Source organism: Streptomyces sp. R44, from assembly GCF_041053105.1.
GTDB lineage: Bacteria > Actinomycetota > Actinomycetes > Streptomycetales > Streptomycetaceae > Streptomyces.
In genome coordinates this window covers 6,415,037-6,431,045 of sequence record NZ_CP163444.1, presented here as the reverse complement: position 1 = coordinate 6,431,045, position 16,009 = coordinate 6,415,037, and the positions used below count along the sequence as shown (strand labels likewise).

Annotated in this window: 13 protein-coding genes; 5 read left to right on the top strand and 8 right to left on the bottom strand. The window is 70.4% G+C overall.

The features are described 5' to 3' along the window. Positions 1-67: 67 nt before the first annotated feature. On the bottom strand, positions 68-1,243 hold the full coding sequence (locus AB5J54_RS29900) for a TIGR03364 family FAD-dependent oxidoreductase (RefSeq protein WP_369146998.1): 1,176 nt from the start codon (positions 1,241-1,243) through the stop codon (positions 68-70). Positions 1,244-1,411: 168 nt separating this feature from the next. Here AB5J54_RS29900 and AB5J54_RS29895 point away from each other — a divergent pair, with 168 nt between their 5' ends. The 3 genes from AB5J54_RS29895 to AB5J54_RS29885 all read left to right on the top strand — a co-directional run bounded on the left by AB5J54_RS29895 (position 1,412) and on the right by AB5J54_RS29885 (position 4,962). Further along, entirely contained in the window at positions 1,412-2,182 is a 771-nt protein-coding gene (locus AB5J54_RS29895; RefSeq protein ID WP_369146997.1) for a GntR family transcriptional regulator, read from the top strand. A gap of 16 nt (positions 2,183-2,198) precedes the next feature. Further along, positions 2,199-2,864 (top strand): phosphonatase-like hydrolase, encoded by a 666-nt coding sequence (locus tag AB5J54_RS29890; RefSeq protein WP_369146996.1) that lies wholly within the window; start codon positions 2,199-2,201, stop codon positions 2,862-2,864. 235 nt (positions 2,865-3,099) lie between these two features. Beyond that, on the top strand, positions 3,100-4,962 hold the full coding sequence (locus tag AB5J54_RS29885) for a DNA/RNA helicase domain-containing protein (protein WP_369146995.1): 1,863 nt from the start codon (positions 3,100-3,102) through the stop codon (positions 4,960-4,962). Between the two features lie 316 nt (positions 4,963-5,278). Here AB5J54_RS29885 and AB5J54_RS29880 read toward each other — a convergent pair whose 3' ends face one another. Together AB5J54_RS29880 and AB5J54_RS29875 are read right to left on the bottom strand one after the other, a co-directional pair. Continuing rightward, complete coding sequence (locus AB5J54_RS29880) at positions 5,279-6,598, bottom strand: class I SAM-dependent RNA methyltransferase (protein WP_369146994.1); 1,320 nt, start codon at positions 6,596-6,598, stop codon at positions 5,279-5,281. A gap of 121 nt (positions 6,599-6,719) precedes the next feature. After that, positions 6,720-8,771: an APC family permease gene (locus AB5J54_RS29875; protein ID WP_369146993.1), complete on the bottom strand. Its 2,052-nt coding sequence runs from the start codon at positions 8,769-8,771 to the stop codon at positions 6,720-6,722. Positions 8,772-9,005: 234 nt separating this feature from the next. Between AB5J54_RS29875 and AB5J54_RS29870 the strand changes: the two genes are divergently transcribed. Further along, positions 9,006-9,674, top strand: a complete 669-nt coding sequence (locus AB5J54_RS29870; RefSeq protein ID WP_190159052.1) for a TrkA family potassium uptake protein — start codon at positions 9,006-9,008, stop codon at positions 9,672-9,674. Beyond that, a complete protein-coding gene (locus AB5J54_RS29865; RefSeq protein ID WP_351187805.1) occupies positions 9,674-10,351 on the top strand; it encodes a TrkA family potassium uptake protein in 678 nt (225 codons plus the stop codon). Before AB5J54_RS29870 ends, AB5J54_RS29865 begins: the two co-directional genes overlap by 1 nt. 145 nt (positions 10,352-10,496) lie before the next feature. On the opposite strand, the gene AB5J54_RS29860 is transcribed toward AB5J54_RS29865, so the two are convergent. The 5 genes from AB5J54_RS29860 to AB5J54_RS29840 all read right to left on the bottom strand — a co-directional run bounded on the left by AB5J54_RS29860 (position 10,497) and on the right by AB5J54_RS29840 (position 15,916). Next, positions 10,497-11,246, bottom strand: a complete 750-nt coding sequence (locus tag AB5J54_RS29860) for a DUF3159 domain-containing protein (RefSeq protein WP_369146992.1) — start codon at positions 11,244-11,246, stop codon at positions 10,497-10,499. Positions 11,247-11,249: 3 nt separating this feature from the next. Then, a complete protein-coding gene (locus AB5J54_RS29855; RefSeq protein WP_015036728.1) occupies positions 11,250-11,648 on the bottom strand; it encodes an OB-fold nucleic acid binding domain-containing protein in 399 nt (132 codons plus the stop codon). A gap of 69 nt (positions 11,649-11,717) precedes the next feature. Continuing rightward, positions 11,718-12,404: a response regulator gene (locus tag AB5J54_RS29850; protein WP_116158403.1), complete on the bottom strand. Its 687-nt coding sequence runs from the start codon at positions 12,402-12,404 to the stop codon at positions 11,718-11,720. 128 nt (positions 12,405-12,532) lie between these two features. Next, complete coding sequence (locus tag AB5J54_RS29845) at positions 12,533-15,079, bottom strand: DUF4118 domain-containing protein (protein WP_369146991.1); 2,547 nt, start codon at positions 15,077-15,079, stop codon at positions 12,533-12,535. 108 nt (positions 15,080-15,187) lie between these two features. Next, positions 15,188-15,916: an ABC transporter ATP-binding protein gene (locus AB5J54_RS29840; protein WP_369146990.1), complete on the bottom strand. Its 729-nt coding sequence runs from the start codon at positions 15,914-15,916 to the stop codon at positions 15,188-15,190. Between the last annotated feature and the right edge of the window lie 93 nt (positions 15,917-16,009).

The following is a 16,009-nucleotide window of genomic DNA, read 5'->3' as shown; positions in this document are numbered from 1 at the left end:
AGAAGCGTGCGAGCGGGAGGGGGCGAAGGTCGGCGGGACGGCGTCACCGCCGACCGTCACCACGGACTCAGACCGTCGACCGCAGCGATTCGTCGAAAGTGGCGGCCGCCAGGCCGAAGCTCAGGGTCATACCGACACCGGAGGTGACGGACAGGGCCCGCACGCCCGGGGCGAGGTCGCGGACGAGCAGCGGTCCACGGGCGCTGCTGGCATAGACACCCTGCCAGCGCTCGACGACTTCGAGGCGTTCGACACCGAGGAGGTCCGCGATGGACTCGATGAGCAGAGTGGAGACACGCTCGTCCAGGAAGGGCGGCGCGGTGGTCCCGTAGTGGTGCGAGTCCCCCACGATGAGGGATCCGTCGGGGAGCCGGGTGAGCATGACGTTGGCGCCGATGTCCATCAACTCCTTGCTGTGTGCCTCCGTTTCGTCCCGGAGGGGGATGGCTGACGGCTGCGCGGTGAAGCCGTCGTAGCGCAGCATCGAGGTGCCGGTGAGAACCGCCGCGTCGGTGCGGAATCCATCAGGAGCCACGACCCTCGCCATGGTGAGCCGGCAGCGCAGGATCCCGTGATCCTCCGCCGCCTCGGGGAAGAGCCGGTCGAGGTCGTGGCCGACGCAGACCAGAATGCGATCGCCGCGCACAGGGCCGCGAGTGGTGTGCACGACGCCGGTCTCGACACCGATGACGGACGTGCCCCACAAGACGCGGGCGAGAGGCTGCTCCGACAGCCACTGCGCGAGGGCGGGGACGGCGGTACGGGGGTTCACCCGGAGGTCGTCCGGGAGGAAGGCGCCGCCCACGATGCCGCCGTGCCCGGCGGGCGCGCCGAGGGTGTTGCGGAGCCGGCCGGCCGTCCGCATCCGCACCACGTCGTCGCCGCGCTCGGCGCACAGCTCCTCGAGAACGGTCAGTTCGGTGACGGATCTCGCCACCACGTACGCGCCGGCCTCCCTGGCCCACATCCCGGTGCTCTCGGCGGCCCGCAGCCAGCCGGCCCGCGAGCGGTAGGCGATGTCGAGCAGTTCCCCGTGCTGTGCGGTGATACAGCAGTGGCCGAAGTTACGGACGGACGCGCCGACCGGCTCCCCGTCACGTTCCACGACGGTGACGGAGAGACCCCGGCTCACGGCCTCGTAGGCATGCGCCAGTCCGACGATGCCGGCGCCCACGATCACAACGTCGCTGTGGACGGCGGCGCCTGCGGAAGGACCGGGGACGGTGTGTGCAGCAGTACTCATGCCGGGAGCGTGCGCCGCGGCGGGAGACCGGTCAAGGCTTATACATACAAGTAGCCGACTGGCGCCTCAGAGTTTACGTGGCGGCACCCCGGGGCGGGGGTCATTAACAAGGACGTTACGGGCCAGGGCTTGGTCACGACCCCGGAAGGGTGCGATGGTCCTCTTGTGATGACAAGTAAGGGTGTGCCGCTCCATCAGCGGCTCGGCGAGGAGATGCTGCGGCGCATCGAGTCGGGTGAATGGCCGGAGGGCGAGGCGGTGCCCAGTGAGGCACAGCTCTGCCAGGAGTTCGGGACCTCCCGCGGCCCGGTGCGCCAGGCACTGGCCATGCTGCGCCGCGACGGGAACCTTGTCGGCGGCCAGGGCAAGCCGCCCGTCGCCCGCAGGGCGGCGCCGTCCCAGTCGTTCGCGACGCTCATGTCGTTCACCCAGTGGGCGAAGTCCATCGGCCGCGAGCCCGGCCAGTTCACGGTCGAGGTGGCCCGCCGTCGGGCCGGACCGGAGGCCGCGGGCCTTCTCGACATCGAGGAAGGGGATCCGGTCGTGGAGCTCGTCCGGCTGAGGCTGCTGGACGGGGTGCCCACGATGGTCGAGCGCTCCACGTTCGTGCATGACGTGGGGCGGTACCTGTTCGACTTCGACCCGGACTCCGGATCCATCTACGAGGCGCTGTGCCGGGCCGACGTCGATCTGCACCACGCCCGTCACACCATCGACGCCATCACGGCGGAAGCGCAGGACGCGGAACTGCTCCGCGTCGAGCCGGGCGCGCCCCTGCTCCGGGTGCGCCGGCTGACCTCGTCGGCGGCCGGTGTCCCGCTGGAGAGCGCCGACGACCGCTTCCTGCCGACGATGGCCAACTTCACCATCGAGAACACCACCGAAGGCAGGGCCGTCATCGGGCGGTACCGCACGGATGAGGAGTCCGACCTTGATTGAACTCGCCGTATTCGACATGGCAGGCACCACCATCGACGAGCACGGCGCCGTGTACGCGGCACTGCGCGAGGCGGCCGAACGCACCGGAGTGGCTGTTGCCCCCAGTGATCTGCAGACCTGGATGGGCACGGACAAGCGCGAGGCCATCGCCGCCCTGGTCGGGATCGGCGGCGGCACCGTCACACCGGAACTGGTCGAGGAGGGGTACGCGGCCTTCCGGAGCATCCTCCAGGAGCGCTACCGCACCAAGGCCCCGGAGGCCCTTCCCGGCGTCGAGCAGGCGCTGGCCGAGCTCCGCGCCCGCGGCATCAAGGTTGCCCTGACCACGGGCTTCAGCGATGACGTCGCCGGCCCACTGCTGACCTCGCTCGGCTGGTCCACGGAGGAGGGCGGCAACCTGGACGCCGTCGTCACCTCCGACGAGGTACGACGCGGCCGCCCTGCCCCGTACATGATCCACCGCGCGATGGAGAAGACCGGCGTCACCGACGTGACGAAGGTCCTGACGGCAGGCGACACCGTCGTGGACGTACTGGCGGGCAGGAACGCCGGGGCGGGAGTCGTGATCGGCGTCCTGACCGGCGAACTACCCCACGAGGCGTTCCAGGACCTGCCGTACAGCCATGTCCTGGGCAGCGTCGCCGAGGTACCCGAACTACCGGAGACACGACCGGCCCGGTGACGCCGCCACGTCAGACTCTCCGTGGCGTCGAAGCAAGGGAGTTGTGTGCGTCAGAGGAGCGTCACCAGGTCCCCCACATGCGGTTTGTCGAGGAGCCCAGGCCTCTGATCCACAGCCTGTTCTAGGATGGCGAAGACCATCTCAGCGGCCCGACGGGCTTCCGCTCCACTTCCGTGGAACCGAAGGACATGCCCCCACCCGCACGAGCTACTTCGTGCTGCCTGGGGGCATTCCCTTGCTGTTCCGTGAGTCCGCGGCGTCGTTGGCCAACCGCACCCACCTTGAGGGACAGCTGACCGAGCTCCTGACCGAGAACTTCCTGCACAAACACCGCCATCGGCCCCAGCCGTCGGAGGTGCGCTCCTGGGAGCGGAGCATCCCGGCACTCACCAACGCGCTCGTCGAAGCCGGGCTCGGTGAAGTCGAGATGCTGTTGGAGTACGCGCTGCCCCTGACCAGCAAGCGCGCGGACGTGATACTTGCCGGTGTTCATCCGAGTACTGGAGAGCCCTCGTACGTGGTGGTCGAGCTGAAACAGTGGAGCGAGGCCTACCCGGAGGAGGACGATCCGCTGCTGTGCCGCATCGACGCCTACCCGCATCCGGTCCTCAACCCGATCGAGCAGGTGCGCGGCTACTGCGACTACCTCATCTCGTTCAACGGAGCGCTCGAGCGGATCCCCGATTCGGTAGCGGGCGTCGCCTACCTTCACAACGCGACCGACTTCGGGGTGGCGGGGCTCCGCGCCGTCACCGAGGACGATCGGGGCCGGATGTTCACCGGCGACCAGCGTGGTGCCTTCCTCGGCTACCTCCGCTCCAGGCTGGCGGCGAAGCCGGGTGCCGAGGCAGCCGACGCCCTGCTGCAGGGCAAGGTGCGCCCGTCGAGGCAGCTGATGACCGTCGCCGCCGAAGAGGTGCGCAACCGGGAACAGTTCGTGTTGCTCGACGAACAGCGGCTCGCCTACGAAACAGTCATGTCGGCAGTGCGTGAGGCCCGGCGGTCCAACCGCAAGAAGGTCGTCGTCGTAGCAGGCGGGCCGGGCTCTGGTAAGAGCGTGATTGCCCTCTCCCTGCTGGGCGACCTCTACCGACGCGGGGTACCGGCCCTGCACGCCACCGGTTCACAGTCCTTCACCAAGACGATGCGCAAGGTCGCCGGTGCACGCAAGCCCGAGGTCCAACGACTCTTCCGCTACTTCAACAGCTTCATGGAGGCTGAGCCGAACGACCTCGACGTGCTCGTCTGCGACGAGGCTCACCGGCTGCGCAAGACCTCCGCGAACCGCTACACAAAAGCGACCCTGCGAACCGGCCGGCCGCAGGTTGCGGAGCTGATGGACGCCGCGCGGGTTCCGGTGTTCCTGCTGGACCAGCACCAGGTGGTGCGTCCCGGCGAGATGGGAACCGTGGAACAGATCCAGGACGCCGCGGCCGAACTGGGCCTGGACTGCACGGTGGTGGAGCTCGACAGCCAGTTCCGGTGTGGGGGCAGCGATGCCTATCTTCGGTGGGTGGTCGACCTCCTGGGGATCGAGGGGAGCTCACCCAGCGCATGGGAGCCGGACGGCAGGGTGCTGCTCTCGACCGCCGACAGCCCGCAGGAGCTGGAAGATTTCCTGGCCGCCCGGAGGTCCCAGGGCTACGGCGCCCGCATGTCCGCGGGCTACTGCTGGAAGTGGACGACCAAGATCAGTCCCAGCGTGCACGCCCTGCCCACCGACGTCGTCATCGGCGACTGGGCCAGGCCGTGGAACCTCTACGGTGACCGCGCCCTGCTCGGCGCCCCGCCGGCACCTCTCTGGGCCACCGACCCGGCCGGATTCGGACAGGTCGGGTGCGTCTACACCGCTCAGGGTTTCGAGTACGACTGGTCCGGCGTGATCATGGGCCCGGACCTGGTCTGGCGGACCGACCGATGGGTGACCGTCCGCACTGCTTCGAAAGACCCTTCGTTCACCAAGGCGACGCCCGACGAAGACGTCGACCGTCTCATCCGCAATACGTACAAGGTGCTGCTGACCCGCGGCATGATCGGAACGGTCGTGTACTCGACAGACCCCGAGACGCGCGAGAAGCTGCGCTCGCTCATTCCCTGAGTCATGGATCGACTGGGCGGCAGCACGCGTGGAGCGCCTCGACCCGCTGAACACACCGCCCCGACTGCCCGACATCCCCGAACCACGAGCCGACGATCTCATGCCCTTTCTCGGGCATGGAGCCCGTACGACCCCTGCCTCAGCATGGACCGGACCCCACCTGGCCTCACGGAATGTCACTACCGAGAAGCGGGTGGGGCCGGGGCAGCCAACAGCTCGGCAGCCAGTGCCCAGCCACCTCAAGGTGCCTGGGACCAGACACCTGAGGGTTCCACTCGGCAATCGGCCAAGCCAGAGAAACAGCAGGTCAGAGCCCCTACTTCACCGGCTCCAGAATCGCCACGCACTCCACGTGGTGCGTCATCGGGAACAGGTCGAAGGCCCGCAGGGTCCGGACCTTGTAGCCGCGTTCCGCGAAGTAGGAGATGTCCCGGGCCAGGGCGGCCGGGTCGCAGGCGACGTAGGCGATGCGGCGGGCGCCCAGGCCGGCCAGGTGGTGGACCGTCTGCTTGCCGGCGCCGGCGCGGGGCGGGTCCAGGACGATGAGGTCGACCTCGGTGATGCCGGTGCGCGGGAGGACCGACTCGACCTTGCCCTGTTCGATGCGGACGCGCGGGAAGCCGGCCAGGTTGTGGCGGGCGTCCTCGACCGCGCGCTTGCCGGACTCGATGCCGAGGACCGCGCCCTGGTCGCCGACGCGGTCGGCGAGGGCGCCCGCGAAGAGACCGACGCCGCAGTAGAGGTCGAGGGCCGTCTCGCCCTTGCGGGGCGTGAGGCCCTGCATGACGGCGAGCATGAGGGTCTGGGCGGCCTTCGGGTGGACCTGCCAGAAGCCGCCGCTGCCGACGCGATAGGTGCGGTCGTCGGCGCGCTCGCGGACGAAGGCGCGGCCGTGGACGCGGTGGACCCCGCCGTCCTTCTCGTCCACCCGCATGACCGAGACCGGCTTGTCGAGCTCCACCAGGGGGAGGCGGGCGCCGGGGCGGGGGGTGAGGATGACCTGGCGGTCGTTCGAGCCCGAGGCGGCGATGGCCTCGACGGAGGCCATGCCCTGCCAGTCGCGCTTCTCGATGCCCAGTTCCGAGACGCCCTCGGCGGCGATCATGCAGTGGTCGATGATCTCGACCTCGTGGGAGCGGTGCTTGCGCAGGCCCGCGTGGCCCTCGGCGTCGACGGCGTACTGGACGCGGGTGCGCCACTGCGGGACCTCGCCCGCGGGGAGCTTGTCGCCCTCGGCCGGCATGACCGTGCCGTCCCAGCCGGCTTCCTCCGGGGTGAGCCCGGCCAGGCGCTGGAGCTGTTCCGCGATGACCTCGCCCTTGAGGCGGCGCTGGGCGCCGGGCTTGGCGTGCTGCCAGTCGCAGCCGCCGCACTTGCCGGGGCCGGCGAAGGGGCAGGGGGCCTCGACGCGGTCCTTGGAGGCGTCCAGGATCTCGATCGCGTCCGCGCGCAGGAAGCGGGAGGTCTCCTCGCCCTCGGTGACCCGCACCCGGACCCGCTCGCCGGGCAGTGCGTGGCGGACGAAGAGGACCCGGCCGGCTTCCGTACGGGCGATGCAGTGCCCGCCGTGGGCCACCGGGCCGACCTCGACCTCGTACTCCGCCCCGACCAGCGACGTAACAGGGGTGTTCTGCATGACCGGGGACTCCAGAGGAAAGAAGAAGGTGGGCTGCCGGCGGACCTCGGTCCGGACGGCAGCCCACCAGTCTAGTTCTTCTTTTTCGGTTGTTCTTCGCGGCTCAGGTGTTCCCGGCGGCTCAGGGGTTCTTCGCGGTCGGTTCCTTCTGGCGCTTCTCCACCGGGCCGCGGCGGACCGAGCCCGGAGCGTTCCAGTCCTGGCGCTTCCTGGCCCGCTTCTTCGCGGCCTCGGAGGACTGGAGCTGGTACGGGACGGACGTGACCATCACGCCGGGGGTGAAGAGCAGGCGGCCCTTGAGGCGCAGGGCGCTCTGGTTGTGCAGCAGGTGCTCGTACCAGTGGCCGACGACGTACTCCGGGATGTAGACGGAGACGGCGTCGCGCGGGCTCTCGCGGCGGATGTTCTTCACGTACTCGATGACCGGCCGGGTGATCTCGCGGTACGGCGAGTCGAGGATCTTGAGCGGTACGTTGATGCCGCGCCGCTCCCACTCCTCCTTGAGCGCCTTGGTCTCGGCCGGGTCGACGTTCACGGTGAGCGCCTCCAGCTCGCTGGCGTGCAGCAGCTTGGCGTAGGCCAGGGCGCGCAGCGTCGGCTTGTGGAGCTTGGAGACCAGGACGACCGAGCGGACGCGGGAGGGGCGCACGTACTCGTCGGGGCGTTCCTCGGCGGCGGCGATCTCGCCTGCCACGGAGTCGTAGTGCCGGCGGATCGCGGTCATCGTCCCGTAGAAGATCACCATGCCGAGCAGGGCGACCCAGGCGCCGTGCGTGAACTTGGTGGCGAGGACGACGACGAGGACGAGGCCGGTGAAGAAGGCGCCGAAGGCGTTGATCGCGCGGGAGCGGATCATGTGGCGGCGCTTGGCCGTGTCGCGCTCCGTCGCCAGGTGCCGGTTCCAGTGCCGGACCATGCCGATCTGGCTGAGCGTGAAGGAGACGAAGACGCCGACGATGTAGAGCTGGATCAGCCGGGTGGAGTCGGCTCCGTAGATCCAGACGAGGAGGGCGGCGGCGCCGGCGAGGAGCACGATGCCGTTGGAGAAGGCGAGGCGGTCGCCGCGGGTGTGCAGCTGGCGCGGCAGGTACCGGTCCTGGGCGAGGATCGAGCCGAGGAGCGGGAAGCCGTTGTACGCGGTGTTGGCGGCCAGGAAGAGGACGAGCGCGGTGGCGGCGGCGAGGACGACGAACAAGAACGTTCCGTCGCCGAAGACGGCGGCGGCGACCTGGGAGATCACCGGGTCCTGGACATAGCCCGCGCCGAGCGGGACGCCGTTGTGCAGCAGGTCCTCGCCGGGGTTCTCGGCCATCCGGACGTCGGTGGCCATGGCGAGGAAGATGATGCCGCAGAACATGGTGACGGCCAGGGCGCCCATGAGGGCGAGCGTGCTGGCGGCGTTCTTCGACTTCGGCTTGCGGAAGGCGGGGACGCCGTTGGAGATGGCCTCGACGCCGGTGAGCGCGGCACAGCCGGAGGAGAAGGCGCGCAGCAGCAGGAAGACCAGCGCGAAGCCGGCCAGGCCCTGGTGCTCGGCCTTGATCTCGAAGTCCGCGGTGGGGGCCTTCATGGTCTCGTCGAGGACGAGACCCTTGTACGCGCCCCAGACGATCATGATGAAGACGCCGGCGACGAAGACGTACGTCGGGATGGCGAAGAGGCTGCCCGACTCCTTCACCCCGCGCAGGTTCATCAGGGTGAGCAGCACGATGACGGCGACGGCCGAGGCGACCTTGTGCTCGACGATGAACGGGACGGCCGAACCGAGGTTCTCGATGCCCGAGGCGATCGACACGGCGACGGTCAGGACGTAGTCGACGAGCAGGGCGCTCGCGACGGTGAGTCCGGCCTTCGGCCCGAGGTTGGTGGTGGCGACCTCGTAGTCGCCGCCGCCGCTCGGGTACGCGTGCACGTTCTGCCGGTACGAGGCGACCACCGTGAACATCAGGACGACGACCGCGAGCGCGATCCACGGGCTGAAGTGGTAGGCCGACAGTCCGGCGACGGAGAGGACGAGCAGCACCTCGCCGGGCGCGTACGCCACCGAGGACAGCGGGTCGGAGGCGAAGACGGGGAGGGCGATCCGCTTCGGGAGAAGGGTCTCTCCCAGCTTGTCGCTGCGCAGGGCCCGCCCGATCAGGATCCGTTTGGGCACGTCGGTCAGTTTGGACACGCAGAGGATCGTAAGCGTTCGAAAAGAGCCATGCGCACCGGCACCCCCGATCCGCACCGAATCTCCCTGAGTACCACCTCGGATGCGGTCCCCGCCAGCGTTGCCGCTTAAGCTCGGACCGGGCGACCCGTCGGGGCGTCGTCCGCCACGGCCCGGGCCGATCGGGCGAGGAAAGTTGTGAGCAGGGTGTATTCGCAGGTCAGCAAGGCGATCAGGAGTGCGGGGTAAGGGGACGTGCACATCGTCATCATGGGCTGCGGGCGAGTGGGAGCCGCTCTCGCGCAGACCCTCGAACAGCAGGGGCACACCGTCGCGGTCGTTGACCAGGACCCGACGGCTTTCCGCCGCCTGGGCTCGGGCTTCGGCGGGCGCCGGGTCACGGGCGTGGGTTTCGACCAGGACACGCTGCGTGAGGCCGGGATCGAAGAGGCCGGTGCCTTCGCCGCGGTGAGCAGCGGCGACAACTCCAACATCATCGCGGCGCGGGTCGCGCGCGAGATGTTCGGCATCGAGAACGTGGCGGCGCGGATCTACGACCCGCGTCGCGCCGAGGTCTACCAGCGCCTCGGGATCCCGACGGTCGCCACGGTCCGCTGGACCGCCGACCAGATGCTCCGCCGGCTGCTGCCCTCGGGCGCGGAGCCGCTGTGGCGCGACCCGAGCGGTGCCGTGCAGCTCGCCGAGGTGCACACCTCCCCGGCGTGGATCGGCCACAAGGTGAGCCGGCTCCAGGAGGAGACCGGCGTCCGCGTCGCTTTTCTCACCCGACTGGGCGAAGCGATTCTGCCGACCTCGCAGACGGTGCTCCAGGAAGGCGACCTGGTGCACGTGATGATGCGTACGGACGAGATCGCGAAGGTCGAGGCGGCCTTCGCCGAGGGTCCCGAGGAGGGCGGTCACTGATGCGTGTCGCTATTGCGGGCGCGGGTGCGGTGGGCCGGTCCATCGCGGGCGAGCTCCTGGAGAACGGGCACGAGGTCCTGCTGGTCGACAAGGCGCCGACCGCCATCTCGGTGGAGCGGGTGCCGCAGGCGGAGTGGCTGCTGGCCGACGCCTGCGAGATCACCTCGCTGGACGAGGCGGCGCTGCAGCGGTGCAACGTGGTGATCGCGGCGACCGGCGACGACAAGGTGAACCTGGTCGTCTCGCTGCTCGCGAAGACCGAGTACGGCGTGCCGCGCGTGGTCGCCCGGGTGAACAACCCGAAGAACGAGTGGCTGTTCAACGAGGCCTGGGGCGTGGACGTGGCCGTCTCGACGCCGCGTCTGATGTCGGCCCTGGTCGAGGAGGCGGTGAGCGTCGGCGACCTGGTCCGGCTGCTGCGCTTCAGCCACGGCGACGCGAACCTGGTCGAGCTGACGCTTCCGCCGGAGTCGGCGGTCGCCGGCACCGCGGTCGGGGACGTGGCCTGGCCGCAGGACACCTCGCTCGTGACGATCATCCGCGGCTCGCGGGTGCTGACGCCGAGCGCCGAGGAGACCCTGGAGGCCGGTGACGAGCTGCTGTTCGTGGCCGCGCAGGCCCGCGAGGAGCAGCTGGAGGACCTCCTCCAGGTGCGCCGGGAGACCCCGGAGTCCTGACCTCCGAGAGGTGTACGGGGAAGGGCCCGGAGTTCTGACCTCCGCGTCGTGTACGGGGAACGGCCCCGAGTCCTGACCTCCGAGTCGTGTACGAGGAAGGGCCCGGACCTGTCGAACAGGTCCGGGCCCTTCCTCGTACCGCTTCTCAGGCCTCGGGGTGGCTCCGCGCCGCGGCGGCCGCCTTGCGCTCCTTCTCGGCGCGCTCCTCGGCCTCCATCTCGGCGAAGACGTCGATCGGCGCCGGGGCCTTCGCGAGGAACACCCAGGTGAGGTAGACCGCGAGCAGGAACGGCGGGATCTTCAGAGCGATCAGGACCCAGCCGAACTTGGTGGTGTCGGCCCACCAGTACATCGGGAAGAGGATCGCGCACTTGGCGAGCAGGATCAGGCCCCAGGCCCAGCTGGCCTTCGTGTAGGCCTTCTTGCGGCCCGGGTTGCGGGTGCGCCAGGAGAGGTTCTCCTTGAAGACCGGGCCGAGGATCAGGCCGATCAGGGGCACCCCGGCGAGCGCGGTGATGATGTACGCCAGGGCGAGGCCCAGGGTGTACAGCATGCCCGGCAGGTAGAAGTCCTTGGCGTTGCCCGTCATCATCGCGAAGACGACGCCGAAGCCGACGCCGAAGACGCCGCTGAAGGCGTGCTTGACGGTGTCCCGGCGGATCAGCCGGACGGCGACCAGGAGCAGCGAGACCGCGAGCGCGGCGATCGCCGAGACGTGCAGGTTCTTGTTGATCGTGAAGATCGTGACGAACAGCAGGCCGGGCAGGACCGTCTCGATCATGCCCCGCAGACCGCCGAAGGCCTCGAAGAGCGCGGCCTCGGTCACGGCCTTGTCCGCCTGGGCGTCCTGGTCCGGGGTCGACCGGTCCGCGGTCGGCTTGTCGAGGGACGTCACCGGCTACTCCTGTCCGAGCGGTCGGAGCTCGTATTTGGGGTTGAAGAGGACCCGCCGGCCGTGGCTCATGGAGATGCGGCCGGAGGCGATCAGCTTGCGGCCGGGCTCGATGCCCACGATGGAACGGCGACCGAGCCACACGACGTCGAGCGGTGCCGTGCCGTCGAAGAGTTCGGCCTCCAGCGCGGGCACACCGGCCCGGGGACGCAGCGTGACCGTGCGCAAGGTACCAGTCACCTTGACTATCTGGCGGTCGGAACAGTCGCTGATGCGCGTGCACCCCGAGGCCTCGGCATCTTCCTGGAGCTCCTCCGACTCCAGGTCCTCCGGAGAGGAGGAGAGCCGGTCGAGCATCCGGCGGAACCGTCCGGCCGGCTTCTCTGTACGCGGTGCAGCACTCATACAGAAAGCGTACCGGCCTGGGCTGTCACCGGAAGCGGCCCCGGACCACCCGTCCGTACGGCTCCCGTCTCAGCGTTCGAAGCGGTACCCCATGCCCGGTTCGGTGACGAAGTGGCGCGGGTGCGACGGGTCGGTCTCCAGCTTGCGGCGGAGCTGCGCCATGTACACCCGGAGGTAGTTGGTCTCCGTGCCGTACGAGGGTCCCCAGACCTCCTGGAGGAGCTGCTTCTGGCTGACGAGCCGGCCGCTGTTGCGGACGAGGACCTCCAGGAGGTGCCACTCGGTGGGGGTGAGCCGGACGTCCCGTCCGTCGCGGTGGACCTTCTTCGCGGCCAGGTCGACGGTGAAGTCCTCGGTCTCGACCACGACGACGCCGTCCTCGGCGCCGCCGACCGGCTCGGCGCGGCGCACGGCGGCGCGCAGCCGGGCGAGCAGCTCGTCCATGCCGAAGGGCTTGGTGACGTAGTCGTCGGCGCCCGCGTCGAGCGCCTCGACCTTCTCGTCGGAGGTCTGCCGGGCGGAGAGGACCAGGATCGGCACCCTCGTCCAGCCGCGCAGGCCCTTGATGACCTCGACGCCGTCCATGTCGGGCAGTCCGAGGTCGAGGACGACGACGTCGGGGTGGCGTTCGGCGGCGAGCCGGAGGGCGGTGGCGCCGTCGGGAGCGGCGTCGACCTCGTACTTCCGCGCCTTGAGGTTGATCACCAGGGCGCGGACGATCTGCGGCTCGTCGTCGACCACGAGGACCCGGGTCATGGAGGGGGCCTGCTTTCTTCGTTGTGTCGGGGAGTGTCGGGGAGTACGGATTCAAGTACGGATCGGGCACGGAGACGAGTACGGATCGCGTACGGGTTCGGATTCGGGTACGGGCGCGGGCCCCGCGGTCAGGTCACGGCGTGGGCCGGGAGGTCGGCGGCCGGGGCCCGGGTCCCGGCCGGCGCGGCCCGCAGGGTGAGCACCATGGTGAGGCCTCCGCCGGGCGTGTCCTCGGCACCGAGGGTCCCGCCCATGGCCTCGACGAAGCCGCGGGCGACCGCGAGGCCGAGGCCGACGCCGGAGCCGCGCGGGGCGTCGCCGAAGCGCTGGAAGGGCTCGAAGATGCCGTCCTTGGCCTCGTCGGGGACGCCGGGGCCGCGGTCCACGACGCGCAGCTCGACCCGGTCGCCGAGCGCGCTGGCGGCGACGGCGACGGGCACGCCGTCGGGGCTGTACTTCACGGCGTTCTCCACGATGTTGGCGACCGACCGCTCCAGGAGGCCCTTGTCGATCTCGACCATGGGCAGCGTCTCGGGGATGTCGAGCTCGGCGCTGCCGTCCGGGACGCCGCCGAGTGCCATGGGGACGACCTCGTCGAGGTCGACGGCGCGGATCAGGGGCGTGACGGTGCCCGTCTGGAGGCGGGACATGTCGAGGAGGTTGCCCACGAGGTGGTCGAGGCGGTCGGCGCCGGCCTCGATGCCCTCCAGGAGCTCGGCCTTGTCCTCCTCGGACCATTCGACGTCGTCGGAGCGGAGCGAGGAGACGGAGGCCTTGATGCTCGCGAGGGGGGTCCGCAGGTCGTGGCTGACGGCGGCGAGCAGGGAGGTACGGATCTTGTTGCCCTCGGCCAGCTTCCGGGCCTCCTCCGCCTCGCCGACGAGGCGCTGGCGGTCGAGGACGACCGCGGCCTGGGCGGCGAAGGCGCCGAGGACGCGACGGTCCTCGGCGGGCAGCACCCGGCCCGACAGGGCGAGGGCCAGGTGGTCGCCGACGGGCATGTCGACGTCCGCGTCCTCGGGCCGGACCGCCGGGTGGGGGCCGACGCTCGCGGCCCGCGTCCAGGGTTCGACCTCGTCCGCGCGCTCCAGGAGGGCCACCGACTCCATGGAGAAGGTCTCCCGGACCCGTTCCAGGAGGGCCTCCAGGCTCGTCTCGCCGCGCAGCACGCTGCCGGCGAGGTAGGAGAGCACCTCGGACTCGGCCCGCAGCCGGGCGGCCTGGTGGGTGCGCCGGGCGGCCAGGTCCACCACGGAGGCGACCGACATCGCGACGCCGAAGAAGACGGCGATGGCGACGATGTTCAGGGGGTCGGCGACGGTCAGCCGGTGGAGGGGCGGGGTGAAGAACCAGTTGAGGAGGAGGGAGCCGACGGCGGCCGAGGCGAGCGCCGGCAGGAATCCGCCGAGGAGCGCGGCGCCGACCGTCAGGGCGAGGAAGAGCAGCATGTCGTTGGCGAGGCCGAGGTCGGCGTCGACGTGCGTGAGGAGCAGCGCGAGACCGACGGGGCCGGCGACGCCGACGAGCCAGCCGCCGAGGATCCGGGAGCGGCCGAGGCGGGCCCCGCGCGCGACCGGCAGGCCCCGGCCCTTGGCGACCTCGCCGTGGGTGACGATGTGGACGTCGAGGTCGGGCCCGGAGTCGCGGGCCACGGTCTGGCCGACGCCGGGACCGAGCACGTACTGCCAGGTCCGGCGGCGGCTGGAGCCGAGGACGATCTGGGTGGCGTTGACCCCGCGGGCGAATTCCAGGAGCGCGGAGGGGATGTCGTCGCCTATGACGTGGTGGAACGTTCCGCCGAGGTCCTCGACGAGGGTGCGCTGGACGGCCAGCTCCTTCGGCGAGGCCGCGGTCAGTCCGTCGCTGCGGGCGATGTAGACGGCGAGGACCTCGCCGCCGGCGCCCTTCTCGGCGAGCCGGGTGGCCCGGCGTATGAGGGTGCGGCCCTCGGGGCCGCCGGTCAGACCGACGACGATGCGCTCCCGGGCCTGCCAGGTGGAGCGGATGTTGTGCTCGCCCCGGTACTGCCGGAGGTACTCGTCGACCCGGTCGGCGGTCCAGAGCAGGGCCAGCTCGCGCAGCGCCGTGAGGTTGCCGGGGCGGAAGTAGTTGGAGAGGGCCGCGTCGACCTTGTCCGGGGTGTAGATGTTGCCGTGGGCCATCCGCCGCCGCAGGGCCTCCGGGGACATGTCGACCAGCTCGATCTGGTCCGCCCGGCGCACCACCTCGTCGGGGACGGTCTCCTGCTGCCGTACGCCGGTGATCGCCTCGACGACGTCGCCGAGGGACTCCAGGTGCTGGATGTTGAGGGTGGACACGACGTCGATGCCGGCCGCGAGGAGTTCGGCGACGTCCTGCCACCGCTTGGGGTTCCGGGAACCCGGCACGTTCGTGTGGGCCAGCTCGTCGACGAGGGCGACCGCGGGACGGCGTGCGAGGACGGCGTCGACGTCCATCTCGGGGAAGGTGGTCCCCCGGTACTCCAGGATGCGGCGCGGCACCTTCTCCAGGCCGCGCAGCATCACCTCCGTACGCGGCCGTCCGTGGTGCTCCACGAAGGCCACCACGCAGTCCGTGCCCCGCTCGACCCGTCGATGGCCCTCCGAGAGCATCGCGTAGGTCTTGCCGACGCCCGGCGCAGCGCCGAGGTAGATCCGAAGCTTGCCGCGTCCCATGGCTCGACCATACGTCCAGCCAATCGGACATTCCGTACGCGGGCAGCGGCCCCCGGGACGGTATTGACGTGATCCTGATGTCGCCCCGCGGCCGCCTCGGCCGTCGGTTCAGTGCTCGATGATCTCGCCGTCGCTCAGTTCCAGGACCCGGTCGGCCAGGCCGAGGAGCTGGGGGTCGTGGGTGGCGACCAGGGCCGTGCAGCCCTCGCTGCGGACCACGGCGCGCAGCAGCTGCATGACGGCGAGCCCGGTCTCCGCGTCCAGCTGGCCCGTCGGCTCGTCGGCTATCAGCAGCGCCGGCTTGTTGGCGAGGGCGCGGGCGATGGCGACGCGCTGCTGCTGGCCGCCGGAGAGCTCGCCGGGCCGCTGGTTCGCGTGGTCGGCGAGGCCCACGAGACCGAGCATCAGGGCGACCCGCTCCTCGCGCTCCTTGGGGTCCGCCTTGCGCAGCCGCAGGGGCACGCCCACGTTCTCGGCGGCGGAGAGGATCGGGAGCAGCCCGAAGGACTGGAAGATGAAGCCGATCCGGTCGCGGCGCAGCTCCAGGAGCCCGTTCTCGCCGAGGCCGGAGAGGTCGGTGCCGTCGATGACGATCCGGCCCCCGTCGGGGCTGTCGAGGCCGCCCACGAGGTTCAGCAGGGTCGTCTTGCCGGAGCCCGAGCGGCCCTTGAGCGCGACGAGCTCGCCGCGTGGGATGTCGAAGGAGACCCCGCGCAGGGCGTGGACGGCGGCCTCGCCCGTACCGTACGAGCGGCGCAGGCCCTCGACGCGGACCATCGGCCGGCCGGCCGGGTCCTCGACGACGGCCGTGGCGGACCCGGTGCTGCTCTCACTCACCCTGTGCTCCCCCTCCTCGAACATGTGCGCCGTCAGTATGGTCCGCCGCCGGGCCCGAGGGCCAGGCCCGGGCCCGGGCCTGTGGAAAACGGC

Bases quoted from the DNA above. Each gene is read 5' to 3' on its own strand.
- AB5J54_RS29900 (WP_369146998.1), bottom strand. From the start codon at position 1,243: ATGAGTACTGCTGCACACACCGTCCCCGGTCCTTCCGCAGGCGCCGCC.
- AB5J54_RS29895 (WP_369146997.1), top strand. From the start codon at position 1,412: ATGACAAGTAAGGGTGTGCCGCTCCATCAGCGGCTCGGCGAGGAGATG.
- AB5J54_RS29890 (WP_369146996.1), top strand. From the start codon at position 2,199: ATGGCAGGCACCACCATCGACGAGCACGGCGCCGTGTACGCGGCACTG.
- AB5J54_RS29880 (WP_369146994.1), bottom strand. From the start codon at position 6,598: ATGCAGAACACCCCTGTTACGTCGCTGGTCGGGGCGGAGTACGAGGTC.
- AB5J54_RS29865 (WP_351187805.1), top strand. From the start codon at position 9,674: ATGCGTGTCGCTATTGCGGGCGCGGGTGCGGTGGGCCGGTCCATCGCG.
- AB5J54_RS29855 (WP_015036728.1), bottom strand. From the start codon at position 11,648: ATGAGTGCTGCACCGCGTACAGAGAAGCCGGCCGGACGGTTCCGCCGG.
- AB5J54_RS29850 (WP_116158403.1), bottom strand. From the start codon at position 12,404: ATGACCCGGGTCCTCGTGGTCGACGACGAGCCGCAGATCGTCCGCGCC.
- AB5J54_RS29845 (WP_369146991.1), bottom strand. From the start codon at position 15,079: ATGGGACGCGGCAAGCTTCGGATCTACCTCGGCGCTGCGCCGGGCGTC.